At 36.6% G+C, this 23,476-nt stretch carries 23 protein-coding genes and 1 pseudogene; 16 read left to right on the top strand and 8 right to left on the bottom strand.

The genetic code is table 11. The features are described from left to right. Positions 1–9: 9 nt before the first annotated feature. Positions 10–2,427 (bottom strand): outer membrane beta-barrel protein, encoded by a 2,418-nt coding sequence (locus tag OVA16_RS04040; protein WP_267763644.1) that lies wholly within the window; start codon positions 2,425–2,427, stop codon positions 10–12. A 173-nt stretch (positions 2,428–2,600) separates the two neighbouring features. Next, complete coding sequence (locus OVA16_RS04035; RefSeq protein ID WP_267763643.1) at positions 2,601–5,060, bottom strand: TonB-dependent receptor domain-containing protein; 2,460 nt, start codon at positions 5,058–5,060, stop codon at positions 2,601–2,603. Positions 5,061–5,157: 97 nt separating this feature from the next. Here OVA16_RS04035 and OVA16_RS04030 point away from each other — a divergent pair, with 97 nt between their 5' ends. After that, the gene (locus tag OVA16_RS04030) at positions 5,158–5,781 is read left to right on the top strand and encodes a thioredoxin family protein (RefSeq protein WP_267763642.1); all 624 of its coding nucleotides are present in this window, start codon (positions 5,158–5,160) and stop codon (positions 5,779–5,781) included. Positions 5,782–5,853: 72 nt separating this feature from the next. On the opposite strand, the gene hisS is transcribed toward OVA16_RS04030, so the two are convergent. Together hisS and OVA16_RS04020 are read right to left on the bottom strand one after the other, a co-directional pair. After that, positions 5,854–7,236, bottom strand: a complete 1,383-nt coding sequence (hisS, locus tag OVA16_RS04025; RefSeq protein WP_267763641.1) for a histidine--tRNA ligase — start codon at positions 7,234–7,236, stop codon at positions 5,854–5,856. 486 nt (positions 7,237–7,722) lie between these two features. Further along, positions 7,723–8,571, bottom strand: a complete 849-nt coding sequence (locus tag OVA16_RS04020; RefSeq protein ID WP_267763640.1) for a DUF2911 domain-containing protein — start codon at positions 8,569–8,571, stop codon at positions 7,723–7,725. Positions 8,572–8,712: 141 nt separating this feature from the next. On the opposite strand from OVA16_RS04020, the gene OVA16_RS04015 reads away from it, so the two are divergent. After that, on the top strand, positions 8,713–9,555 hold the full coding sequence (locus OVA16_RS04015; RefSeq protein WP_267763639.1) for an SDR family oxidoreductase: 843 nt from the start codon (positions 8,713–8,715) through the stop codon (positions 9,553–9,555). 454 nt (positions 9,556–10,009) lie between these two features. On the opposite strand, the gene OVA16_RS04010 is transcribed toward OVA16_RS04015, so the two are convergent. After that, on the bottom strand, positions 10,010–11,320 hold the full coding sequence (locus tag OVA16_RS04010; protein ID WP_267763638.1) for a DUF3887 domain-containing protein: 1,311 nt from the start codon (positions 11,318–11,320) through the stop codon (positions 10,010–10,012). A 156-nt stretch (positions 11,321–11,476) separates the two neighbouring features. Continuing rightward, positions 11,477–11,893: an OsmC family peroxiredoxin gene (locus tag OVA16_RS04005; RefSeq protein ID WP_267763637.1), complete on the bottom strand. Its 417-nt coding sequence runs from the start codon at positions 11,891–11,893 to the stop codon at positions 11,477–11,479. 124 nt (positions 11,894–12,017) lie between these two features. Between OVA16_RS04005 and OVA16_RS04000 the strand changes: the two genes are divergently transcribed. Next, complete coding sequence (locus tag OVA16_RS04000) at positions 12,018–12,461, top strand: nuclear transport factor 2 family protein (protein WP_267763636.1); 444 nt, start codon at positions 12,018–12,020, stop codon at positions 12,459–12,461. Positions 12,462–12,479: 18 nt separating this feature from the next. Here OVA16_RS04000 and OVA16_RS03995 read toward each other — a convergent pair whose 3' ends face one another. Then, complete coding sequence (locus OVA16_RS03995; RefSeq protein WP_267763635.1) at positions 12,480–12,761, bottom strand: ATP-dependent Clp protease adaptor ClpS; 282 nt, start codon at positions 12,759–12,761, stop codon at positions 12,480–12,482. A gap of 459 nt (positions 12,762–13,220) precedes the next feature. Between OVA16_RS03995 and OVA16_RS03990 the strand changes: the two genes are divergently transcribed. Both OVA16_RS03990 and OVA16_RS03985 read left to right on the top strand, forming a co-directional pair. Further along, on the top strand, positions 13,221–14,267 hold the full coding sequence (locus tag OVA16_RS03990) for a 3-oxoacyl-ACP synthase III family protein (protein WP_267763634.1): 1,047 nt from the start codon (positions 13,221–13,223) through the stop codon (positions 14,265–14,267). A gap of 75 nt (positions 14,268–14,342) precedes the next feature. Then, a complete protein-coding gene (locus OVA16_RS03985; protein ID WP_267763633.1) occupies positions 14,343–15,326 on the top strand; it encodes a Smr/MutS family protein in 984 nt (327 codons plus the stop codon). Here OVA16_RS03985 and OVA16_RS03980 read toward each other — a convergent pair whose 3' ends face one another. Further along, positions 15,327–15,638 carry a helix-turn-helix transcriptional regulator gene (locus OVA16_RS03980; RefSeq protein WP_267763632.1) on the bottom strand — a complete coding sequence of 104 codons (312 nt, stop codon included), beginning with the start codon at positions 15,636–15,638 and terminating at the stop codon, positions 15,327–15,329. It abuts the gene before it with no gap. Between the two features lie 273 nt (positions 15,639–15,911). Here OVA16_RS03980 and OVA16_RS03975 point away from each other — a divergent pair, with 273 nt between their 5' ends. The 11 genes and pseudogenes from OVA16_RS03975 (at position 15,912) to OVA16_RS03925 (ending at position 23,371) form a co-directional block, all read left to right on the top strand. After that, complete coding sequence (locus OVA16_RS03975; RefSeq protein WP_267763631.1) at positions 15,912–16,139, top strand: hypothetical protein; 228 nt, start codon at positions 15,912–15,914, stop codon at positions 16,137–16,139. A 74-nt stretch (positions 16,140–16,213) separates the two neighbouring features. Continuing rightward, on the top strand, positions 16,214–17,302 hold the full coding sequence (locus OVA16_RS03970; protein ID WP_267763630.1) for a hypothetical protein: 1,089 nt from the start codon (positions 16,214–16,216) through the stop codon (positions 17,300–17,302). Beyond that, complete coding sequence (locus OVA16_RS03965; RefSeq protein ID WP_267763629.1) at positions 17,299–17,778, top strand: TlpA family protein disulfide reductase; 480 nt, start codon at positions 17,299–17,301, stop codon at positions 17,776–17,778. Before OVA16_RS03970 ends, OVA16_RS03965 begins: the two co-directional genes overlap by 4 nt. Before the next feature lie 398 nt (positions 17,779–18,176). Next, the gene (locus OVA16_RS03960) at positions 18,177–18,434 is read left to right on the top strand and encodes an ABC transporter ATP-binding protein (RefSeq protein WP_267763628.1); all 258 of its coding nucleotides are present in this window, start codon (positions 18,177–18,179) and stop codon (positions 18,432–18,434) included. A gap of 41 nt (positions 18,435–18,475) precedes the next feature. Then, positions 18,476–18,862 carry an ATP-binding cassette domain-containing protein gene (locus OVA16_RS03955; protein ID WP_267765341.1) on the top strand — a complete coding sequence of 129 codons (387 nt, stop codon included), beginning with the start codon at positions 18,476–18,478 and terminating at the stop codon, positions 18,860–18,862. Next, positions 18,859–19,629: a hypothetical protein gene (locus tag OVA16_RS03950; RefSeq protein ID WP_267763627.1), complete on the top strand. Its 771-nt coding sequence runs from the start codon at positions 18,859–18,861 to the stop codon at positions 19,627–19,629. The genes OVA16_RS03955 and OVA16_RS03950 overlap by 4 nt, the downstream gene beginning before the upstream one ends. Then, positions 19,626–20,015, top strand: coding sequence for a hypothetical protein (locus tag OVA16_RS03945; protein ID WP_267763626.1), 390 nt, complete (start codon positions 19,626–19,628; stop codon positions 20,013–20,015). The genes OVA16_RS03950 and OVA16_RS03945 overlap by 4 nt, the downstream gene beginning before the upstream one ends. A gap of 111 nt (positions 20,016–20,126) precedes the next feature. Then, positions 20,127–20,579, top strand: coding sequence for a hypothetical protein (locus OVA16_RS03940; protein WP_267763625.1), 453 nt, complete (start codon positions 20,127–20,129; stop codon positions 20,577–20,579). A gap of 147 nt (positions 20,580–20,726) precedes the next feature. After that, a complete protein-coding gene (locus OVA16_RS03935) occupies positions 20,727–21,260 on the top strand; it encodes a hypothetical protein (RefSeq protein ID WP_267763624.1) in 534 nt (177 codons plus the stop codon). After that, a pseudogene (locus OVA16_RS03930) lies at positions 21,232–22,459 on the top strand (cysteine peptidase family C39 domain-containing protein); the annotation flags it as partial. The gene OVA16_RS03935 and the pseudogene OVA16_RS03930, both read left to right, overlap by 29 nt. After that, positions 22,451–23,371, top strand: coding sequence for an ATP-binding cassette domain-containing protein (locus OVA16_RS03925; protein WP_324288593.1), 921 nt, complete (start codon positions 22,451–22,453; stop codon positions 23,369–23,371). The pseudogene OVA16_RS03930 and the gene OVA16_RS03925, both read left to right, overlap by 9 nt. Positions 23,372–23,476: the final 105 nt, after the last annotated feature.

Here is a 23,476-nt window from a genome sequence, read left to right as displayed (position 1 = left end):
TTACTCCAATTAATTTTTAGACGTAGTTGGTGGTGGCGGAACCGTTACTTTGTTTACCTTAACTTTAGTAAAACGGTAATTGAGGTTAAAAACAATGTTATTGGTATTGTTTACGCCATAGCTATTAGAAAAGAAATTTAAGCCTTCGTTAAACGTCGAGTTTCTTCTTCCCCTAAAAGGATCATTGGCGCTAATACGAGCCGAAAGCCTGTTCTTTAAAAAAGCTTTACGGGCGCCAAAGCTAGTGTTGATAGAAGCTTGGTTTCGGCCTTGGGCAGTTACATTGTTGTTGTAGTTTAAATTGGCTTCGAAAGCGGTTTTGTAAGGCAATTGCATCGAAAAACCGGCCCTAGAGCGGATGCTTAAACCGCCTCTGTTGAGCGAGCTGTTTAATGAAGACCTGTAGTTGCTCTGGATGACACTAAAATTGCCGTTGGCCGATATAGTTTTGGTAGGTCGGTAATTACCGATAAGCATTAACGCTACCGAATAATTGGTGCCTACATTGTTAAAAGTACTTTCAGAAATTCCGTTGGTGTTCACAAAGCGATATCTTTCTATTACGCCGGTGGCGTTTGAGTAAGAAATGCGTGGCGTAAAAGACCATTGCTTACCAAAGGCTCCAAAGCTAATATCAAACTGATGGGTATAAGAAGGCGATAATTCTGGGTTCCCGTAAGAGATATTTAAAGTATCGGCATTGTTTACCTGTGGGTTTAGGGTGTTTTCTCTAGGTCGATTAATCCTTACGCTATAGCTTGCGCCAATGTTATATCTCTTTCTAAAAAAGCGATTGAGAGAAAACGACGGAAAAAAACTTAGGTAAGGGTCTACATTATAAATCTCGCCAGTAGATAAATCGAAGTTTACGTTGGTATACTCGCTACGCATGGCAGCCTTGGCCGACCAGCCGTTTTTTCGATAATTATAAGACAGATAGCCAGCAATAATATTCTCGTTGTAGAAAAACTTATTGCTTAATTTGGCATTGCCAACAAATTGTTGCGTACTGTAATTAAAATTGTCTACCGATAAATCGTTGTCATTCTTGCGGTAGTTAAAGGCAAGTCCAAACTCCAAACGATCTCGTTTTTTAAAAACGGGCTTATCGTAATCTAGGTTAAAATTGATACCCATGTTACCTACTTCATTATCGTTTTGCTGCAAGCTGGGGTTTAAATTTGTTGGGAAAGCATAGGTGCGCTCAAAGCTTCTAAGTGAATTGCTGCTATTCGCGTTTACCGTAAAACCAGCAGTAAGTTTTCCGCCGGCGGTATCGGTAGTTAAGCTGTAATCGGTATTAATTACAAAGTTTTTGCTGCTATTATCGCCCAAATTAACTTGGTTGCGCAAGCGTTTGGTAATTTCTTCTTGGTTAATGTAGTAAAAGTCGTTGCCCGACCAGCTATCGCTACCATTAATGTTGTAACTGGTGTTAATTCTCAGGTTTTGCTTTTTATTGATGTCCCAATCTAGTGCCGCCCTAAAGTTACCTCCATTGCTTTCGCTACGAGAATTGTCGAATTGATTGTAATAAAAGGTAGTGTCTGGGAAAAAATTAGTGCGGTAACTTTCGCTTAATCTTTTAGAAATGCCTGTACGGTAGGCCCCACCACCAGTAATGCTATATTTTTCGCCACGGTACGAAGCATTGGCATTGGTATTTATGTTGCCTTGTGTGCCTCCAGAAATTCCGAGGTTACCATTAAAGCCCACTTTAAAGCCTTTCTTCATTACAATATTAATGATGCCCTCGCCGTCTGCAGAATATTTGGCCGGTGGATTAGTCATCACTTCAATTTTCTCAATGGCATCAGAGGGCAGTACGTTTAACAAATCGGCAATGTTAGAGGTCATGTAATCCGAAGGTTTGCCATCAATAAAAACACGGGTACTTCTTTTGCCAGAAATGATGGTGTTGCCATCAATATCCACCTCTACCATGGGTACATTTTTAAGCACATCGGTAGCGGTACTGCCTTCTGCTAAAATGCTAGAGCCAACGTTGTAGGTAATCACATCTGCGCCAACCTCAATCACTGGTTTTTCGGCGGTAATTACTACCTCGTTTAGGTTGTTTTGCTCAGTAGCCAATTTCAATGTGCCTACATTTTTGTCGAAATCAGCTTTGCTTACCATAATTTCGTTAACGAATAAGGAACCAAAGCCAACATAGCTTACTTTAAGTTTATAAATGCCAAATTTAAGGTTGTTGAATTTAAAAGAGCCATTCTCGTCGGTTTGGAAGGTAACCACTGGTTGTTCGGCTCCACTTTCAAAAAGTGCTACTACTGCAAAAGGAATGGGCATTGCGCCAACTTCTTCAATTACTTTACCTCTAATAGAACCCTTATCGGTAGTTTGAGATTTTGCTAAGAATGGAAAGATAGAAAATAAAAAAAGAGTTAGGCTAAGTAAATTCTTCAACGTTTGGTTAGGTCTAATTTCAATACTAAGATATTAAAAAACTGTATAAAACTTAATTTGGTAGAGCGCTAAGTTTACTTAAAAAGGAGTTTTAAAATGGTTTGGATAGCAAAAATCCCCTAAGGTTTAATTTTCTCAAGGGATTTTAAATGTTTTTTGGTGTTGGATATACTTTAGAAACTTTCTTCGTCCATTCGTGGCGCTTCTTGTGCTTTCTTCTTCTTTTGGCTAAAGTCTGATTTTCCAAAACGGTAAGAGAAGGTTAGTGAACCCATGTTACCAGCTCTCATTCTACTAAAATCTATTGTAGAACCTGAGTTCTCAAACTCCATCTGGAATTTACGAGTGTTGAACAGGTTTCTAATGTTAAAGCTTAAACTCGCTTTCTTGTTCATTAAATCCATTTTTGCACCAGCATCAAATCCATACATTGCTTTGAAAGTTCCTTGTGCCGTTACTTCGTTTGAGCGATAATCTGCTCTTAATTGCAAGGTAATGTTGTATGGCAAGGTAATGTTGTTGGTTAGGTTGGTATTGTAAGCCACTCCATCTACATCCGAGGTGCCAAATTGTGCTACTCCCTCAATTTTTCTATGATATAAGTTAAAGTTAGAGGTAAGGTTCCATTTTTTAGAAACATCAAATTTTCCAATTAGTTCTACACCACTATTTTTGGCACTGGTTAAGTTCTGTGGTGTGGTTAAATTAATACCTCCTTCTAGCTCGGTTCTAATTCTTTGTATTACATCATTGGTTTGGCGGAAATAAACAGAAGAAACTAAAGAGAAACTTTTGAAAAATCTGCTGTAGCTAAACTCAAAGGCGTGTACATCTTCGGGCATTAAATTCACATTACCTTGGCGGTAGTTAATTGGATCAGATACATCTAAGAATGGATTGGTATCCCAACCACGGGGGCGGTTAACACGGCGACTGTAGCTTAACTGTAATTGTTGCTCATTTTTCAGTTTCTGAGTTAAGAATACACTTGGGTACAAGCGAGTATAAGCTACTCTACCAGGGGTGTAACTTAAATCCCCTCCCGGCCCATAAGCACCCATTTCAGTTTCTAGTGCGGCATCTTCGCCTCTTAAACCTACTTGGTAACCAAAGTTTTTAATTTGGTTTTGATAATTTACGTAAAGCGCATGTACATAGTCATCACTATTAAAATCGTTACTTAGCGTTCTGCTAAAAACGTAAACATTATTATAAATCGAGTCGGCTAAGGTTCTGCTATTAGATACCCTAAACTGGCTCCTGTAACCTGCTTCGATACGAGACGTTTCCGTAAGTGGCAAAGTGTAATCTAGCTGGATATTGTAGTTCTTGTTGTCAGTAGGTCTAAGGGTACGTTGTTGAAAAAACTCACTAGTAGGTAAAAATTGGTCGGTGTTAAATAATTGATCGGTATCGTTATTTCCAGTTGCGTAGCTAGCATTAAAAGTAAGCTCCTCGCCCTTTTTCTTTAGTTTTTGAACGAAGTCTAAACTTACATCATAGTTATTGCCTTCACGATCTCTGGTGTTAAGTCTGTTAGAACTTGTAACTAGTGCATTACTTAAGCTAAAGCCATTTAAACTAATGAATTCTTCATCTACACTGGTTCTGGTATTAATTCCTCCAGATAGGCTAATTGTGCTTTTTTCACTTAAGTTATAGTCCATACCCAATTTAACGTTATGCCCATCCTCGTTATCGTTAGAGGTATTGTTTTGCCTTACAATACCTACTCCGTTAAATTCTGTTCTATAAAACGTATTGTTGTAGCCGCTACCTGGCCTGTTACCATAGCGATAGCTGTAATTAGCATATAAGTTGATGTTTTTGTTTTGGAAAGACAAGTTGGTAGTTGCATTGTAATTATCTCTGTTGCCAGCGGTAAACGCAACATTTCCATTAAATCCTAGTTTTTTGTTCTTTTTTAAAACAATGTTGATGATTCCCGTTTGCCCTTCTGCATCGTATTTAGAAGAAGGATTGGTAATTACTTCGATGGTTTCGATAGAACTTGCAGGTATTGAGGCTAATATTTGCGCCACATCGCCACCACCAATTAACGATTGCTTACCGTCAATCAAAACCCTAGCTGCAGAGCCTCGTAAAGAAACGCCACCGTCCATATCGGTTTGTACTGATGGTACGTTTTGCAGCACATCAGTAGCAGAGCCGCCTTCGCTTACCACACTTTGGTCTACCGAAAAAATCTTCTTGTCTATCCCTAATTGCATAGTTGGCTTTTGAGCTGTAACTACCACCTCGTTAAGGATATTGCCTTTGCCAGTTTTCATTTTTATGGTGCCTAGGTTAATGCTTTTTAAAGCTCCCGTGATGGAGATAGAATCTCTAACCATGGTTTGGTAGCCAATATAACTTGCTTTAAAGGTGTATACACCATTAGGTAAATTAGGGATGTTAAAATTGCCATCCAGATCAGATTGTACTGTTCTAACTTTGGCTTTCGTTTTTCTATCAGTTAGTATGGCCGATGCGTAGGGTATGGTTTCATTAGTTTGGGCATCTACAATTTTGCCGCTTATTTTTCCAGTATTGCCGCTCTGCGCATAAATTTTTACAGTTGTAATACAAATAAAAGCAGCTAATAAAAGAACTTTGCACTTAATCCTATCCATTTAAATTCTTTGAGTTTTGTGTGTGTTAATGAGGTCGCAAATCTCGCTCAATAAAAGATTTAAAAAAAGGGCGTAACCATTTTATTACAGCTATTTTATGCTTAATTACAGTAATATTTTTGATAAAGAGACGCTAGACTATGCTAGCTATAGAAATTTAGTAGATGAGCTACTGGCTAAAGGCGAAACTACAGGCCCCGATAATTCTGAAGCCATGTTGCACTATACCAAAATGAATGTGCAACGTATGAACAGAGTTGATAAAACCACAGTGCTGGGCGAAGAATTACTTGCTACATTGGAAAAAATTGAAGGTAAATATCGCTTTTTGGTAATTACCGAGGGATGGTGTGGCGATGCGGCTCAAATTGTGCCTGTAATACATAAAATAGTATCGGCTGCGCCAGAAAAATTTGAGCTGAAATTAACTTTACGCGATAAAAACCTACCGTTGATTGATGCACATTTAACCAATGGCGGAAGAGCAATTCCGGTTTTATTAATTTTAGATGAAGCAGGTAATTTGGTTTTACCTAAATGGGGGCCAAGACCTGCAGTTTTACAAAGTTTAATGGCCGACTGGAAAAAAGAAGGGGTAGAAATGCCCGAGTTGGCCGAAAAACTTCATGGCTGGTATGCGAAAAACAAGACTTTAGCCACTCAGAAGGAGTTGAACGAGCTTTTAAAGCCCCTCTCTGCCTTAGGGATCTCTCCCCAATAGGGAGAGAAAAGTTCTTGGGGAAGTAGGCGTATGGTCGAAGTCCTCCCTTTTGGGGAGGATTAGGAGGGGCTTTTAACTCAACTTCTCAACAATCTCTGTTGCAGTTAATTTCTGTTGTGCTCCGCTTACCATATCCTTTAATGTAAGCAAACCGCTTTGCATTTCTTCTTCGCCAATTAGAACCACATAAGGTATACTTTTCGCATCGGCATAGCTCATTTGCTTTTTTAATTTTACCGATGCCGGATAAAGCTCTGCAGCGATATTGGCATCTCTTAATTGTTGCAATAGCGGTAAAGCATACAGCTCGGCAGCTTCATCAAAATTGCTAATCAATACTTTAGTGCCTTGTTGTGCCGAAGTAGGGAATAAGTTCAATTCTTCCAACACATCGTAAATACGATCGGCACCGAAAGAGATTCCAACGCCTGTTAGGTCTTTCAAACCAAACATTCCAGTCAAATCGTCGTAACGGCCGCCGCCGCCAATGCTGCCCATGGCAACTTCGTTAGTTTTAACCTCGAAAATACAGCCAGTATAATAGTTTAAACCACGGGCAAGGGTAATATCAAGTTCTACTTTAGTTATGAGTTGCGTGTTATGAGTTGTGAGTTTGTTTACGTAGTTAAACACAGTTTCGATTTCTTCAATGCCTTTTAAGCCGGTTTCTGAAGCGGCTAAAACCGTTCTTAAACTTGCTAGTTTTTCTTCGTTTGAGCCTTCTAACAAAATTACGGGTTTCAGTTTCTCGATATCTGCTTCGGTGAAACCACGCTCTAGTAATTCTTTGCTTACGCCGTCCAAACCTATTTTATCTAATTTGTCGATGGCTACGGTCATGTCCACAATCAGCTCTGGCTTGCCAATAATTTCGGCTATGCCGCTTAATATTTTACGGTTGTTGATTTTGATGTTGAAGTCTTTAAGACCAAGGTTGGTTAAGGCTTCGTGGTAAATCAATACAAACTCTGCCTCGTTAAGTAGTGAAGTAGAACCCACTACATCGGCATCGCACTGGTAAAACTCGCGGTAACGACCTTTCTGTGGTCTATCGGCACGCCAAACCGGCTGTACTTGGAAACGTTTAAATGGAAAAGCAATTTCGCTTTGGTGCATTACTACGTAGCGAGCGAAAGGAACTGTTAAGTCGTAACGTAGGGCTTTTTCTGAAAGTTTTGAAGTTGCGAGTTGCGAGTTGCGGGTGGTAAGTAAGGTTTCATCAACTTTTGCAAGATAGTCACCAGAATTCAAAATTTTGAAAATCAGTTTATCGCCTTCGTCACCATATTTACCGGTTAAAGTTTGCAGATTTTCCATACTTGGGGTTTGTATTTCTGCATAGCCATATTTTTTGAAAACCGTTTTAATGGTATCATAAATATAATTGCGTTTCACCATTTCTAAAGGCGAAAAATCTCTTGTTCCTTTGGGTAAGCTTGGCTTAGTTACTGACATAGCCGCAAAAGTAAATAATTATGATGAAAGTTGCGTTTAGGTATTGATAGACTTGGGGGTTAACCCATTTAAATTTAATTTACAAAATATAAGATATTGCCAATGTATGGCTTTGTCTTGACCAGACAGGCTTTTTCTTTTGAGACATCAAAAGAAACAAAAATGTCCGACTCAAACTTTTCTATTAAAGTAAGTATTTGGGCTAGTTGGTGCCACCCGAAAATTTTGCAGGTCGGTTTAAAAGTGAACGGAGAAACAATGCGAAGGCTTGACTAGGAGCTTAAAATGCAATTTCAAAATAAATTCAAACGCATTTTGCTGATGATAGACTTACGAAGTTTTTAAATGGTAAAATCCTCAACTTTATCAAAAAAATAGAAAACTAAAGTTAAACTTCGTAAGTCTTAATATGGTAAGTTATCTAAATAAGAAAAACCGTTGAATTTGCTCCAACGGTTTATAAATAAATTTTGATTAGAAAAAAGCTTATTTCTTTGTTTGTTCTAACAGTTGTGTATTTAAACGAATGTATTCTTCGTTTTTAATTTTGGTTGCAATTTCTACACCTTCTTTAGCAGACTGTGCGGCACCCGCTTTATCGCCCATTTTCAATTGCATACGACCTTTCCAAAGTTTTACCCAAGGTGCATCAGTCATTTGCTTATCGGCCTCATTCATCCACTCCATAGTAGTTTTTAAGTCTTTGCCATTAGCAAAATAGTACATCGCCGCTTGAAAATAAGGTTTCTTTTCGCCTTTCATTGCTTCTGCAATGCTTGCCATTACACGCTCGTCTACCGATGTGGTTAACTTCACGTTCACTAAAGTATTTTCCCAAGCTAATTGTAAATCTGCAGTGGTATCATAAACGTTTGCAAACTGAATAGTAAAAGTTTCTACTTTATCTTTCAACGTAGTACGTTTAACCTTTACACGCAATACGTCATTAGCTTCGTTGTAAGTGTATGCGCCCCATTCTTTAGTGCCCTTGTTAAAGATGATGGTCCACTCTGTTTTGCCAGGGATAGTGAATAAAGCATACTCGCCAGCAGCTAAATCTTTGCCTTCAACTTTAACAGCTTCGCTAAATTTAATTACCGTTGCCGAGTTAGCGCCAGTGCGCCAAACCTTATCAAAAGGCTCTAATGCACCAAAAATTTTACGCCCTTTTACATTTGGACGAGAGTAGCTTAGGCTAATTTTTCCCAAACCAAAATCTTGTGTTACGGTTTGTGGCGTACTTGGCTGAGGTAATTTTAGGCCTTGTGCTTGTAGGTTTTCGCCTAAAGTAATTAGTATAAAAAATGCTAAAATGAGTTTAATTGATGATTTCATCTTTTTTTATTTAGTTGTGCGATAAAATTACTGAATAATTCTGTCACAGTTTATCATGGTTTTGTTAATTAGCCATAGCTGCACAAATTTATTCTAGAAAATATCTGTGCATCTGTGGCCGAAGTGTTATTTTGCACACAAATGGAAATAAAAACAATTAGTATTTTAGGCTGCGGTTGGTTTGGTTTGCCCTTTGCAAAGGCATTGCTGGCAAAAGGCTATAGGGTTAAAGGTTCTACCACTAGCATGGATAAACTAGAGCAGTTAAAGGCAGAGGGTATCGAACCTTATCAAATTAACCTTAATGAAGATGCTGATTTGCCTGCTAGTTTTTTTGAAACAGACGTGCTTTTTGTGAACGTGCCACCAAGAGCCAAAGCAGAAAATGCACAAAACTATGCCCAGAAATTAACGAAAATTGCAAATGCAGCGTTAGGCAAAACCAGTCAATTGGTTTTTATTAGTTCTACGGGAGTATTTGAAGATGGAAATTTTGAGGTAGATGAAAATACACTCCCAAATCCAACAAATGATGCAGGAAGGGCTTTGCTAGAAGCCGAAAAACTTTGGGAAAACTATCCTCAGTTTAGCACCACCATTATGCGCTTTGCTGGATTAATTGGGCCGGGTAGAAATTTAGCTAAGTTTTTTGCTGGCAGAGCCGATGTGTCTAATGGGAAAGCACCAATCAATTTAATTACTTTGGATGATTGTATTGGGCTTTGTTTACGTTTGCTAGCAACCGAACAATTTAGCGAGATTTACCATGGCGTGGCACCGCATCATCCAACAAGAGCAGCTTTTTATACCCAGCTTTGTGATGTTTCTGGTATGGAAAAACCACTATTTAAAGATGAACTGCTAGACTGGAAGCAAATCAACTCCGTTAACGTGAGCGATAAATTAGGTTACAACTTTGAAGTGCAAAACTGGTTTAAATGGATGGAAACACTAAGCTTTAATCCCTCATGGGGATCAGGCTGAGCTGCCTTTAAAAAAGCATTGCTTTTAACCAAAAACGACCGTCAATCTCCAGTGCCGGCCAGATCAAAAAAACAGGAGCACAAAATAACAAGCGCCAATTCCAAACCTGAAACGCAGTGGTTTTGTGCTCAATTCTGCAAGCACTTTCATTTATCGCTAACAAACAAACCCCGAAGGGCTCAATCAGACAAATAAAAACAAAACACAAAAACTGATTAAACGAAGTGCCGCTGTTTTTTTGATGAGCGGGAGATTGTGGAAAGGCACATAGCGGGATTGACAAGCATTTTTGTAGACTTTTGATGCTTCAAAAGTTGAATGCCACCGAATAAAGACAAAATCATCCTGACATTTGTGTCCACACGATAGGATAAATCAAAACAGTTCGTTGAGGCCTTTGGAGTAAGTACAAACACTTCGACAAGCTCAGTGTGACAATAAGTCAATGATTTATCTACAACTCCTTAATCCAGTTTGCTAAATCTTCTATGGTGCGTTGTTCTACGTTACTAGGTTTTTGGTATTGCAGCATATTCCCTTTTTCTTCTACTTGAGCAAATAGGTGGTTAAAATCTGGATAAAGTTTAAAATTCACATTGCTATTGCTGCTTAAAGCCTCTTTCCATAAATTAAAATCTGTTTCACTTACCTGGAAATCATATCCGCCTTGGATCACGAAAATACGTTGCTTCAATTTTTTTGCCGTTTCTACTTGGTTGTAGTTGTTCAGATCAATCCAGTAGCTTGCGGGTAAGCCCAACAAAATAGAGTCTGGTTTCATGTTGTTGGCCAACTTGGTTAGTTTTGTTTTTTCAATCTCGGTAATTGCATCTGCTAAATTTTTCTGCATCACGGCAGATGTATCTTTGCTTTGGGCAACCATGTATTTGTTTTGTTCAATAATGAGATCGCTCAATGAACGGGCAGGGGCGGCCGCTAAAATAATACCTTTTAAATCTGGCGCAAGTGTAGCAATACGAGGAGCCAGCATACCGCCTAAGCTGTGGCCCAACACATAAATCTGTTTCAAATCTACCCCTTCAACTTTTTTTGCCAAAGCAATGGCTGCCAGTGCATCATCTAAAACTTCTTCTTTAACGGTATAAGTTTTGCCAAATTCTTGCGGATAAATTACCGTACGTTTTACGTACCTAATAGAGGCAATGCCGTTAAGCGCTAAGCCCGCTGCAATATCCTTAAATGGTTTGTTGGGGCCTATGGTCTCATCCATATCATTAGGGCCAGAACCATGTACCAACACTACAATAGGGAAACTATTGCCATCTTTTGGCGTAGTAACAACCGCTGCCAACTGATGCCCTGGCCATTCTATATAGGTAGATTTTTCTTTGTAAAGTGTGCTATCTGCGTAACCAGGTGCTCTGTAGCTTACTGCCTTTGGCGGCAAGTGCATCCCTACCAATTTTTCGGATTTATCAAACATCAGTACAAAATCTTGTTTGTCGTACTGAAACTCGCCACTAACGGTTACGGCATAAAATTCGCCTTGATTTCGGCTTCCAGTGGCGTCTATAGATTTTACCTTTCCCAATCTGGCTTCCATGTTGGTCCAAAACTGTTTTAGGTTTTCGGCAGTAACTTTGGTTTTGCCTTCTTCAGAGAAATAGCCGTGGGCTTCTTCAAATTTGCCAGCTGCAAATAGATCGAAAAAAGTATTTGCTTTGCCAAAAAGGCTAAAAACATTTTGCGAAAAGCTAGCTAAGGCTAAAAATAAAAGGGCAGATAGTAAAAAAATCTTCTTCATGTGTACCGTTGGTCATCAATAATATGCTAGAAAACCAAATGTACTATTTTTTATAAAAAATCAACGTTGTTTTTAGTTAAATGATTTTAGCCACAGATACACAGATGAGCCTTGAAAGTGAATAAAATATTTGTGCATCTGTGGCTGAAAAAAATCTTACAATAACTCAGAATCTAAAGTAATCTCTGCGTTCATCAATTTAGAAATTGGGCAATTTGCTTTTGCATCGGCTACTAATTCATCAAATTTTTCTTGAGACAAACCTTCTGCCTTTACTTTCACTACCAAGTGGATGTTGTCAATTTCGCCCTTTTCTGGGTTTAGGTTTACAGTAGCTTTAGTTTCGATGCTTTCTGGCGTAATGTTTTCTGCAGAAATGTTGAAACTCAGCTTCATGCTAAAACATCCGGCGTGTGCCGCAGCTACCAATTCTTCTGGGTTGGTACCTACACCTTCTTCAAACCTGCTTTTAAACGAGTATTGTGTGTCTTGCAAAGTTGTGCTCTGCGTAGTTAAAGTGCCTTTTCCGTCTTTACCTGTGCCGTTCCATTGGGCGGTTGCGTGTCTTTTCATTTGCTTAATTTTAAATGAGGTAATTTAATTGTTCCTAAAGATAATTCTTAGTCAATGAAATTAATGTTTTTATAAGGTTAATTGTTTTGGTTAAGCTAACTTTAATCTTCAAAACAACAAAGTCATGACAGCAAACGAACAACTGATCCATCAGTTTTACACTGCTTTTCAGCAAAAGGATTATAAAACCATGCAAGATAGCTATGCAGAAAATGCAGTTTTTAATGATTCGGTATTTAGAAATTTAGATGCCAAACAAACCAGAGCCATGTGGCAAATGCTGATTTCGAGAAGTGGGGATATGACTTTGACCTTTGGAAATATCAGAGCAGCGGGCAATAAAGTGACTGCCTATTGGGAAGCGCATTATACTTTTACGGCAACGGGCAAAAAAGTGATCAATAAAATTAACGCCGAATTTGAAATAGAAGACGGTAAAATTGTGAAACATACCGATAGTTTTGATTTCTACAAGTGGGCAAAACAGGCTTTTGGCGCTGGAGGTTTTTTGTTAGGATGGACCAATTCTTTCAAAGAAAAAGTGCGCCAAACCGCCAAGAAAAATTAGATGAATACGTTCAGAATACTAATCAACCGTAACGGTTAAACCTTCTTGCTGTAAGATTTTACGGTACACTTCCATTTCGGTAAACGAGCCTTCTAAAACTGCACATTTACCTTTGTTATGTACTTTCCAAGCAATTTTTTCTGCTTGGGTTTCGCTGTAATCTAGGTAGCGCATCATGCACCAAATCACGTGGTCGAAAGTGTTTACATCATCGTTCCATAGAATTAAACGATGCACGGTTTTCAGTGAGGTTAAAATCTCCTCCAGTGTAAAGGTTTCTTCCTTGGTTTCTGTTGACATGCTGCAAAAATACAAATTGATTTACGAAATACGATTGTAGATTTACGATTTGCTTGGAAAACATTTAATTACGATGTTGTTTTATGTTTTTTTGAAAAGCAAAACATGTGGTTCTTCGGTTGTGATAGTCCTGCTTTTCGTTACTCCCGATTAAAAAATCGGGATACACTGCAATCAGGTTTATTTAACTTAGACCTTTACTACTAGGAGCTTTCACAAATCTCTATCCCACGTGCGAGAGGTTTGTGAAAGCTAACGCACAATTGGTCCCTGCGTTCTTTGCGAAACTCTTCCTTGCCTTTGCGTTTAAAATAACCGCAAAGATTTTAAAGCTTTCGCAAAATGGCGTAAAGAGAAAACCGATGTTGCAGTCTTTCCTTTTTCCTTTGTGCCAGTCAATCGTAATTCGTCAATCTAAAATCGTAAATTAACCTATCTTTGTTTATCAAACCACCTGATATGTATAGTTCAAAAATTGCCGGAATAGGTCATTACGTGCCAAAAAACGTATATACCAACAATGATTTATCGCGTTTTATGGAAACCAGTGACGAATGGATACAAGAACGTACAGGTATTAAAGAACGTAGATTTGCCGATAGGTACGAAGAAACAACGACCACCATGGGCATTGAGGCTGCAAAAGTTGCCATAGAAAGAGCTGGAATAACTAAAGACGATATTGATTTTATCATTTTCGCTACTTTAAGTCCCGATTATTATTTTCCGGGTTGTGGGGTTTTGCTACAACGCGAAATGAAGATGAAAGAAGTAGGCGCTTTGGATATTCGCAACCAATGTTCAGGCTTTGTTTACGCACTTTCCGTTGCCGATCAGTTCATTAAAACCGGCATGTACAAAAACATTTTGGTGGTAGGTAGCGAGAAGCATTCGTTTGCGATGGATTTTGAAACCCGCAGTCGTAATGTTTCTGTTATTTTTGGCGATGGTGCCGGGGCGGCAGTTTTGCAGCGAGCAGAAAAAGAAGGTCAGGGCATTTTAAGTACGCATTTACATAGTGATGGCGCCGATGCCGAAATTTTGGCAATGCACTATCCGGGAGCACACGCAAATAAATGGTTAAAAGATAAGCCAGCTTTTGCAGACCAAGAGTTGGGAGGTTTATTTTTTAACGAAGCAATCTTAAATAGCGGTGCAGCCTTGCCTTACATGGATGGACCAGCGGTTTTCAAAAAAGCAGTGGTAAAATTTCCAGAGGTAATTAACGAAGCACTAACGGCAAACAATTATACGGCAAAAGACATAGATTTGTTGGTACCACATCAGGCTAATTTGCGTATCAGTCAATATGTGCAGCAATTATTGGGCTTGCCAGACGAAAAGGTATTTAATAATATTCAAAAATACGGAAATACAACCGCAGCCTCTGTTCCCATTGCATTAAGCGAAGCTTGGGAGGCAGGAAAAGTAAAAGAAGGCGATTTGATTTGCTTAGCAGCATTTGGTTCCGGCTTTACTTGGGCAAGTGCATTAATAAAATGGTAAGCCCCCTAGCCCCCTAAAGGGGGAATTATATACAGAGAGCGTAAGGCTCAAATTAAAATTAAATTCATATATATAATGAGCGATAGAAATGAAAGCCCCTTTAGGGGTTTGGGGTTTAAGGTTGGCGATTACGTTCGTTTCATAGACGAAAAAAGAGAAGGTTACATTACAAAAATCATCGACGATTTAACAGTTGGCGTTACCGATACTGATGGCTTTGAAATACCAGTTTCTAAGGGCAATTTAACGTATGTGCATGGTCATCATGCCAATGCAGCTACTGCTAACAATGCCATGCCTGCGCAACAGGTAGACGAGAAATTTGTAGAAGACGGGATATTTTTGGCAGTAGCCGAAGATAACAAAGCTTCTGTTGTTGCTCATTTTACTTTGGTAAATAGAACTTCTTATCAATTATTGTTATCCTTAAAAACCGAGAAGGCTGGAATTTATAAAGGCGAGTTTGCTGGTGTCATTCAACCGAAAACTAGTGTGCAAATTTATACCGCCAACCTTGGCGATTTAGACAATTGGCCCAACTTTACTTTTCAGTCATTGTATTTTACTTCGGGAAATAAACAGCCACAAAAACCATTACAAGTAGAAAAGAGATTTAAGTCGAAAGATTTTAGCGGTTCTAAAAATCAAATCACAGAAATCAATAAATATGGCTGGTTAATTAGGTTAGATGAACCTGCTTTGGTAATTGATGCGCAGAAATTGAAAGAAAGTTTTTTCTCTGCCAAAATCGATGAAAAACCTAAAGTTGCCAAGCCCGCCCCAGAAGTAGATTTACATATCGAAAAGCTAAGGGATGATTATCATTTTTTATCACAAACGGAAATATTAAACGAACAATTATCGGCTTTCAAAAAGGTTTTAGATGCTGCGATAGTGCATCAAATGCCGTCCATCGTTATTATTCATGGTGTTGGTAATGGTACTTTGAGAGATCAAATTCATAAAGCAATTAGCAAACATCCGCAGGTGCGCACTTTTATGGATGCAAAGAAGGAAAAGTTTGGCTATGGTGCTACAGAGGTGGTTTTTAAGGTGTAGTTAATGCTTTGCTTTTGTGCTCTTGCTCTCTTGCTCTCTTGTTGCGGGGGGGTTAATGTATTTTACCGCACCATCTAAACCTGCAGCGCATTCGCTTTCGTAAATTTCTATCACTAATTCTAAGAGGTTTCTTGGCAGTACGCCAAAAACCTTGGCTAATTGGTACAGCCGCCTGATATCTAAATCGGTGCGGCCATTTTCTATGTGCCCCAATAAACTTGGGCTGATGTTTATTTTTTGTGCCACATAATCTTGCTTATAGCCTAAGCGAAGCCTTATGGCTTTAATAACTAATCCAGTTTCTTTTTTCATAGGTAAGGTAGGTAAATCGGTAGATTTAAAGCAAAAGTTAACAGGTTCGGCTAGCAAATTGAGGTGGTGTGTCTGAGTTTTGCTAGTTAAAGCTACAAAAATATTACATCAGTAAAAATGATATAATATTTTTTTACCATCATATTTTTAGGGTAAAAGTTTTTGCAATTCGTTGTATGCCGAACTTATATTTGGTTTAATGTTTGGCCAACAGCAAGAGATAACCGAAAATCTTTAAAAGAGTAGGTGGAAATTTTTTAGCCAAATAAGAGTATGAAAAAGAAATTTTTAATGTTAAGTGTTTTTGCTGTTCTAGCCACATCGGTCTTTGCAGGAGAGTTAGTAAATAATACTTGTAAATTAAGTTTTAATTTTTTAGGAATTGTTAAAATCTGGTCAGGTGAAAAAACCTATGTAACTACCGATTACCTTGGTAATACCTATACCTATACCACAGGTTGTGGGGAAGATGGTGGAAGCTGGGATTGGTTTTGGGAATAAATACTTACGCAAGCTTAAAGACTGTCAAGTTTGACAGTCTTTAACACTAACTTTTAAAATATTACTTATATTATATGAAATTATCAGTATTACTTGCATCTTATTTATTTACGATATTTTATGCACATGCGCAAGTTAAGCATATTATAGTCACTTCTACAGATGACAATAAATCAGTTTCAAACGTTTTGATTTACAATAAAACGGATATTATTGGAGAAACTGATAAAAAAGGAAAAGTAACTTTAAAACTAAAAAATGTAGATACAGTAGTTCTTGTAAAAAACGGCTACCATGACTTAGTTCTACCTATAAGTCAGCTAACGGATAATGTTAAAATGACAAAGAACGGTGTTATAGTATTAAACGAAATAAAAATTACGCCAATTAATGCTAAGATATTACTTGCCAGAGTTGATGAGTTTATGAAAGGAAAAAATGAGGATAGTGGCAATAATCCAAAGTCGAATTACCTTATACCAACTTATATGCAGATATATAATAAATTTACAGCTAATAATGATACATTACATTATCTGAATGAGAGATTTTTAGTTGAAAAAAATCGTCTAAAAGTAAACTTTCAAAATAAAAATATAAAAGGATTTAAAAGGGTTAAGAAAGATGAAAACATTTATTCAAGTTATAACTGGAAATCCAAAGAAATTAACTTTGATGTAATAAGTCCACAAACTCCTTTAGGTATGCAATACAGTACAGAGTTTACAAATTTTTTCTTTCATCAAGATTTATTTGAATATCTAATTCAAGAGGATGACAAATATTACAAGCTAAATTTTAAACAAAAGAAAAAGTCGTTTTCGAGCATAGAAGGATATTTGCTTATAGATAAGTATGATTATGGTATTTATGAATTTGAAACAAAACTACTTAATGATAAGCCATTGCTTAAAAAAGGAACTAATTTCAGCACTAAAAGGGCTTTATCGTTCAAGATAATTAACGATGGTTATCGTTTTAGCAATCTCAAACAAAATGGGAAATATGTGTTAGACAACTGTACTAAAAATATAACGTTTACTATTGAAGGTGCAGAATTTGATAACATTTTATTTTCAAATACAGTTCAAGTCGAAAAGACAATGAAATTTGATGATACAAACCTTAAACAGTTCGATACTTTTAGTTGGGATATCAAATGATAAAAGCACTGAAAATTTTGGCTGTTTTTATTCTGATTTTTGCAATAATACAAACGGCAAGAATATATTGTAATGGTAGCACAATACCTAATTACAAATATAGGGGAATAGATGGGGCTTATCACTCGAAAAATGACTTGCCAAAAACACCTGTCATATTTGTTTATTTTTCTCCAGATTGTGGATTTTGCGAAAAAGCCATACCTGAATTAAAAAATCTTCATAAAAAGACAAGCTATATAAATTTTGTGTTTATTACTAATCAGAAATTCGAAAAAATGGTAATTGATTTTATAGAATCAAATAAGTTAACCGAGTTAACAAACGCTATCTTAATAGATGAAAAAGATAGCTTTCCGGTTGATTTTGGATTGGGGATGGTTTATAGCACGCCGACATTTTTACTTTATAATAAAAACGGAAATTTTGTAAAGAAAATTACGGATTATAAAGAAATCAAATCAATAAAAATCTAACTCCCCTTAGCACCTCTAGTCATTTGCTCCAACATATCTCACATTTCACTTGGTATGGCTTCTTAAACATTAACCTCTAATTGCTATTTACACCACAGGCATCTACCATACATTATCAAATTTGCATATAAATTACCTAAAAACAGGTGCTCTCTTTATGCATAAACAAAGCTAAAGCTTTTTGCTCTTTGTACCTTTTTGGTTAATTTTTCATTTTCTGCACACTTGTAGTTTTAACATCCCTAGCCAAGTTTTACAACTTAATACTTTTAAAAAAAAGCATTAACTATAATACAATAACATTTTTTAAGATCTATTCGTTTCTGCGATGCGAATTACTTAGATTCGGTTTAGTTACATTGCCAGTAATACTTATTGATTAAAACTCATCTACTACCATGTTAACCATACAAAATCTTAGTTTTACTATAAATAACAGCTTCATTTTATCAGAAGTTAACCTAGAATTAAATAAAGGAGAGTGTATTTGTTTGTTTGGGAAAAATGGGAGTGGAAAAAGTACATTGCTAAAATGTATTTCGGGTATTTATACTTTTAAAGGTAAAATAAATTTGGATGGGTTTAATCAAGAGCAGCGAGCTGAGTATTTTGGAAACCTTGGCTTTTTTTCCCCGATAGCCTTTATGATTTTTTAACGGTAAAAGAAAACTATACTGTTTTTCTCTCTTATTACGGCATAAAGCGTAGCGATGTGGGCAAGTGTATGAACGATTTTGTAAATACATTTGAGTTAAACGACCTGCTTGATGCAAAATTAAAAACATTATCAGCAGGGCAAAAGCAGCGAGTTGAGCTAGCGTTAGCCTTTATGCATCAACCCAAATTAATCCTCTTTGATGAGCCTTTAAATAATTTGGATATTTATTTTATTGATAAGTTTTATAGTGCTTTAAACAGCTATTTGCTTAAGCATAAAGCTTCTGCAATTATCGTAAATCATAATGTTACGAGTACGCCAGCTTGGATAAATAAAATCGGTATCATCGAGGATAAGTTTGTTAAAACAACCGATAACAACAAACAAGGTTTAGATTATATCGCAGCTAAAATATACCAAAAATGAGAAATTCTTTTTTGATAGAAATCTACAAGATTTTAAAAAGAAAGTGGTTTTGTTTAGCGGTGTTTCTTTTGGGTATCGGGCTTCCGCTTTTAATGGGTTGGTATACAAAATCGCTTTTCATTTCTCAATTTTCAAATTGGGCAAGATTATCACATGATCCAAATCCGTATAATTTTCTTTTAAATAAAGCCTCGTGGTATGCTGCAATTACGACGTTGTTTTGCTTGGTTTTATGGGGTTATGCGATCACGAGCACAGAGTATCACAACAGGGCTATAGCTAAAATAGAGATTAGTACGATAGGGTTAAAAAAGTTGGTATTTGTTAAAACAATGTTAATGTCTTTACTGGGGGTTTTATCTCTTACGGTGTCGCTACTCATCCTGTTTTTAGTATTTAGGCCTTTATTAAATGAGTTTGAAACAACGTTCAGTGGTTATCACTTTGTAAGCAAACCTAAACTACTATCATTTTTAAGTTTGCTTAGTTTATGCGTAATTAAAATAGCTGCATTTCATCAAATTTTAATTGTATTAGCCAAAAAGCACTATTATCTACCATTAGTTATTGGCTTATTGGCTGTTTTCGTTTTCCCTTTTAACTATTTGCCCTATGGTATATACTACCGTACTTATGAAAATTTTGGATTATTTAAGCTTGTGGTCTTACATAATTTTGTAGGTCTTTCAATAGCAATTGCATTATATCTTATTTTTTTTAGCGAGACTGTTCAAAAGAAACTAAAAGTAATTCATCAATCCTTATGATATATGCGGAAATTTTGAAATTAATTAAAAATAGAGAAATAGTTGCAACTGGGGTGTTATGGCTAACTGTAAGTGCTATTTTATTTTATCTTTTAAGATTTTCTTTCGTAAACCCCAAAGTATATGCGGTATTTGACAACCAAGCACCTTATGTGATATATCAACATGCTTTTTTAAAAAAGATACTATTTTTGGCAAACATATTTTTGGTAATAGCACTGCTTATACAACAAAAATTAAACAGCACAAAAATTACGGAGCGTAAAAAGACGTTGCCAATTAAACCAAGCGAGTTACAAAGCTACGAATTATTAGCCGTTCAGATCGTTGGCTGTGGTTTAATTGTTTTAACTACTGCACTTTCGTTGATTGTGATTTACTTATAGTTCGGTGTTAAAGAAAGTTTATTAGAGGTAACCAAAATAGGTTTGGTGTTTTTGTGGTTTAGCTTGCTTACTACCGCGTGTGTGATCTCGATCTTTTTTAGATTGATTAGGATGTTCAGCAATCAAATCATAGCTACTGTTTTTTGCATATTATTATGCTTAATTTCTGCTGTAGCTAAAGTCTTTCCTGTACAATGGGGAGTAGCTATGATGCCTCAGTCTTCGGCAAATTTGGGGAGCATTTATTTATATGTTTGGCTCTGCCTCCTATTGATATTATTACCCTTTGCTAAAGCGATATTGCAGTCCAACAATTATTTTAAAATTGTGTTTGCTGGGCTGTTTTTTCTTCTAGGTTGTGCACAAAAAGGCCAAAATAATTTAGCCCACGCATTTAGGCCCACACCAAATACCGTATATATCGCCTTTTCTTTAGAATGTAATATTTGTGATGATGAGGTAATGGCGCTGTCTAAAAGTACGAGGCTAAATTTTGAGAAGATAGCATTCTTAAGTACGGATGGAGAAGAGGAAATCGAGGCCTATACAAAATCAAAAAAGTAGATCCTCGTATCAAATTTAATATTGTTTCCGAAAGTGAGTTTAAAGATATATTCGGGACAATGTCTTTCCCACAGGCCGTACTTCTTAAGGAGGGACAAAAGGTTAAATTAAGTCAGGAAGTTCTTAAAAAAGAAAACTTGGAGTCTTATGTCGAAAAACTTTAATAAGGAATTTTTAGCGCTAGCATTTCTATTGCCGCTACTGTGGCTATCGGGCGTTTATTTAATAAACCCTTTCTGGTTTGTGGAAGATAAGTTTGGAAGTGCAAGATTTCTCATTTTCTTTTTTTTAATACTTATTTATTTTAAGCCTAGTCCAGAAGGGAGTTTGAAGAAATTGATGATCGACATTATGCTCATTTTCATTGTCTATATAGCTACGTTGTATGCCATAGATACCTTTATTAATTTCAAGTTTGACACCAATCTTAAATTGGAGTATTACGATGAAATGTATGCAGATACTGTCGATAGTGCTGAAGACGAATTAAAATCGATTAATGAAGATTATAAAGTTTCATCAAAAGATGAAATGGTTGCGGCGTTAATTAGTAAGAATTATAGTTTATCAGGCTATTTCAGAAGGATATTTATCGATTTTTTAAAAATTGCTACCCTATCTGTATTTATAACAATGTTTTATTCTAAAAGGGATGCAAAAACTGGAAATATCTTTTGTTAAGCAGCAAGATCAGTCCGATTGTGGCGTAGCCTGTTTGCTTTCGTTAACAAAATATTACGGAGGCACAAATACCCTAGAAAAACTACGTGAATTAAGTGGAACAAACGTTACAGGCACAACTCTTCTGGGCTTATACCAATGCGCTAACAAAATTGGTTTTACAGCAGATGCCTTTGAAACGGATATGCCTAACCTTAAAGCATTAAACGAACCTTGTATTTTACATGTTGTAATAGAAGAAAGCCTTCAACATTATGTGGTTTGTTACGGATACGATGCTTACCTCGGGGTATTTATTGTGGGTGACCCTGCAAAAGGATTGACACAATTTAGAGAAAAAGAGCTAGAAAAAATTTGGCAGAGCAAAACTTTGTTGCGAATTAAACCAAATGAGAGTTTCGAGCTAAAAAAGCAACAAAATAATGCCAAATGGCTTTGGTTTAAAGGCCTAATCCAAGATGATATCAATATCCTAACCATTACCATGGTGTTGGGCATATTCGCTACGGTGTTAAATTTAGCTACGGCAGTATTCTCGCAAAAACTAATAGATAAAATATTACCTTCTGGCAACCAACAAAAATTAATAACGAGCTTACTTTTGTTATTCTTGGTACTGTTAATTAGAGCATGCTTAAGTTATTTGAGACAGCATTTTCTTTTGCTACAAAGTAAAGATTTTAACAATAGAATAGTAGGCAGTTTTTTTAAAGCCTTGGTTCATTTGCCTAAATCTTTTTTCGATACACGCAAAACTGGTGATATGATTGCCCGAATGAATGATACAGCCCGTATTCAGAAAAACATAGCCTATATTTCCGGTTCGGTGTTTATAGATATTATCATTTTTTCTGATCAACTATTCACTAATCATTGCGCTCATTACATTTGCTTTTATACCCGTAGTTGTGTTGGTTGTCTTAAGTTATACCAAGCCCATCAAAAAACATCAATCGGCAGTGATGGTGGCGAGCGCTGTTAACGAGAGTAATTATATAGATACCATTAACGGCATTATGGTCATTAAGGCGCATAGCCAAGAAGAAATGTTTACCAACAAAATCACTGCGGTTTATGGGGATTTGCAAAATCAAAGTTTTGCACTGGGTAAATTAGGCAATCGTTTTACCATAACCACAGATGTAATTACTGTAATTTTAAGTTTGGTTTTAATTACGGTTGCTTCATTTATGGTATTGCATAAAAAAATAATGGTTGGCGAAATGATGGCGATTATTTCTTTAGCTGGCTCACTGATACCTGCGGTCGCTAGATTAAGTCAAATTAATTTACAATTACAAGAAGCCAAAGTTGCTTTTGATAGGATGTACGATTTCACATCGATTAAACCAGAGTTTGAAGCCCAAGAAATTACTTCTTTAGATTTTAAGAAATTAGCGGTAAAAAATATTTCCTTCCGCTTTGCGGGAAGAAAGCCCGTATTGCAAGACATTAGTTTTGCGCTTGCCAAAGGCGAAATAATTGCCATTTTAGGAGAAAGCGGTTGCGGTAAAAGCACCACCGTGGCAATATTAGAAAAATTTTACCAAGTAGAACAAGGAGAGATTTTGATAAATAGCACGTTAATTGAAAATATCTACACACCAACTTGGAGGAACATTTTAGCCTCCGTACCACAGGAAATAAAGCTTTTTAATGGTACTTTGCTGGATAATATTGCTATTGGTAATACAGAACAAGAAGTTTTAGCCATCGTTGATTTTTGTAATGTGAATGGTTTCAACAAATATTTTGAAGCCTTACCGCAAGGTTATTTTACTTTGGTTGGCGAAGAGGGAATAAATCTTTCTGGTGGACAAAAACAATTGGTAGCTTTAGCTAGAGCACTATATCGTAAACCTCAAGTTTTGTTGTTGGATGAAGCCACTGCGGCAATGGATAGAAATACAGAACGATTTATTTTACAGCTTTTAAACCAATTGAGAAATGAAATGGCAATTGTATTAATTACACATAAAATACAAACTGCTAAAGTAGCCGATAGAATTTATGTTATTGAAGATGGAAAGATAACGACAAGCGGTATGCCTTCCCAGTTGCTAGAAACGGATAATTTTTTCAGTAGGGCGGTGGCAGATGCTTTATTATAGTTTTAACAATGATGGTAAGCATAAGACAGCGTTAGTTTAATGAGTGGAAACACAAAAAAATACATCCGAAGAAAACGACTAAATTTTAAGTCTTACTATCTACAA

The sequence above is a fragment of the Pedobacter sp. SL55 genome, from assembly GCF_026625705.1.
Classification (GTDB): Bacteria; Bacteroidota; Bacteroidia; order Sphingobacteriales; family Sphingobacteriaceae; genus Pedobacter.
The sequence above is the reverse complement of the archived record's forward strand: the minus strand, read 5'-3'. Positions and strand labels throughout refer to the sequence as shown.

Bases quoted from the DNA above. Each gene is read 5' to 3' on its own strand.
- OVA16_RS04020 (WP_267763640.1), bottom strand. From the start codon at position 8,571: ATGAAATCATCAATTAAACTCATTTTAGCATTTTTTATACTAATTACT.
- OVA16_RS04000 (WP_267763636.1), top strand. From the start codon at position 12,018: ATGACAGCAAACGAACAACTGATCCATCAGTTTTACACTGCTTTTCAG.
- OVA16_RS04010 (WP_267763638.1), bottom strand. From the start codon at position 11,320: ATGAAGAAGATTTTTTTACTATCTGCCCTTTTATTTTTAGCCTTAGCT.
- OVA16_RS03995 (WP_267763635.1), bottom strand. From the start codon at position 12,761: ATGTCAACAGAAACCAAGGAAGAAACCTTTACACTGGAGGAGATTTTA.
- OVA16_RS04035 (WP_267763643.1), bottom strand. From the start codon at position 5,060: ATGGATAGGATTAAGTGCAAAGTTCTTTTATTAGCTGCTTTTATTTGT.
- OVA16_RS03985 (WP_267763633.1), top strand. From the start codon at position 14,343: ATGAGCGATAGAAATGAAAGCCCCTTTAGGGGTTTGGGGTTTAAGGTT.
- OVA16_RS03970 (WP_267763630.1), top strand. From the start codon at position 16,214: ATGAAATTATCAGTATTACTTGCATCTTATTTATTTACGATATTTTAT.
- OVA16_RS03940 (WP_267763625.1), top strand. From the start codon at position 20,127: ATGTTCAGCAATCAAATCATAGCTACTGTTTTTTGCATATTATTATGC.
- OVA16_RS03980 (WP_267763632.1), bottom strand. From the start codon at position 15,638: ATGAAAAAAGAAACTGGATTAGTTATTAAAGCCATAAGGCTTCGCTTA.
- OVA16_RS03935 (WP_267763624.1), top strand. From the start codon at position 20,727: ATGTCGAAAAACTTTAATAAGGAATTTTTAGCGCTAGCATTTCTATTG.
- OVA16_RS03965 (WP_267763629.1), top strand. From the start codon at position 17,299: ATGATAAAAGCACTGAAAATTTTGGCTGTTTTTATTCTGATTTTTGCA.
- OVA16_RS03945 (WP_267763626.1), top strand. From the start codon at position 19,626: ATGATATATGCGGAAATTTTGAAATTAATTAAAAATAGAGAAATAGTT.
- OVA16_RS04015 (WP_267763639.1), top strand. From the start codon at position 8,713: ATGGAAATAAAAACAATTAGTATTTTAGGCTGCGGTTGGTTTGGTTTG.
- hisS (WP_267763641.1), bottom strand. From the start codon at position 7,236: ATGTCAGTAACTAAGCCAAGCTTACCCAAAGGAACAAGAGATTTTTCG.
- OVA16_RS03950 (WP_267763627.1), top strand. From the start codon at position 18,859: ATGAGAAATTCTTTTTTGATAGAAATCTACAAGATTTTAAAAAGAAAG.
- OVA16_RS04030 (WP_267763642.1), top strand. From the start codon at position 5,158: ATGCTTAATTACAGTAATATTTTTGATAAAGAGACGCTAGACTATGCT.
- OVA16_RS03990 (WP_267763634.1), top strand. From the start codon at position 13,221: ATGTATAGTTCAAAAATTGCCGGAATAGGTCATTACGTGCCAAAAAAC.
- OVA16_RS03975 (WP_267763631.1), top strand. From the start codon at position 15,912: ATGAAAAAGAAATTTTTAATGTTAAGTGTTTTTGCTGTTCTAGCCACA.
- OVA16_RS04005 (WP_267763637.1), bottom strand. From the start codon at position 11,893: ATGAAAAGACACGCAACCGCCCAATGGAACGGCACAGGTAAAGACGGA.
- OVA16_RS03925 (WP_324288593.1), top strand. From the start codon at position 22,451: ATGGTATTGCATAAAAAAATAATGGTTGGCGAAATGATGGCGATTATT.
- OVA16_RS03960 (WP_267763628.1), top strand. From the start codon at position 18,177: ATGTTAACCATACAAAATCTTAGTTTTACTATAAATAACAGCTTCATT.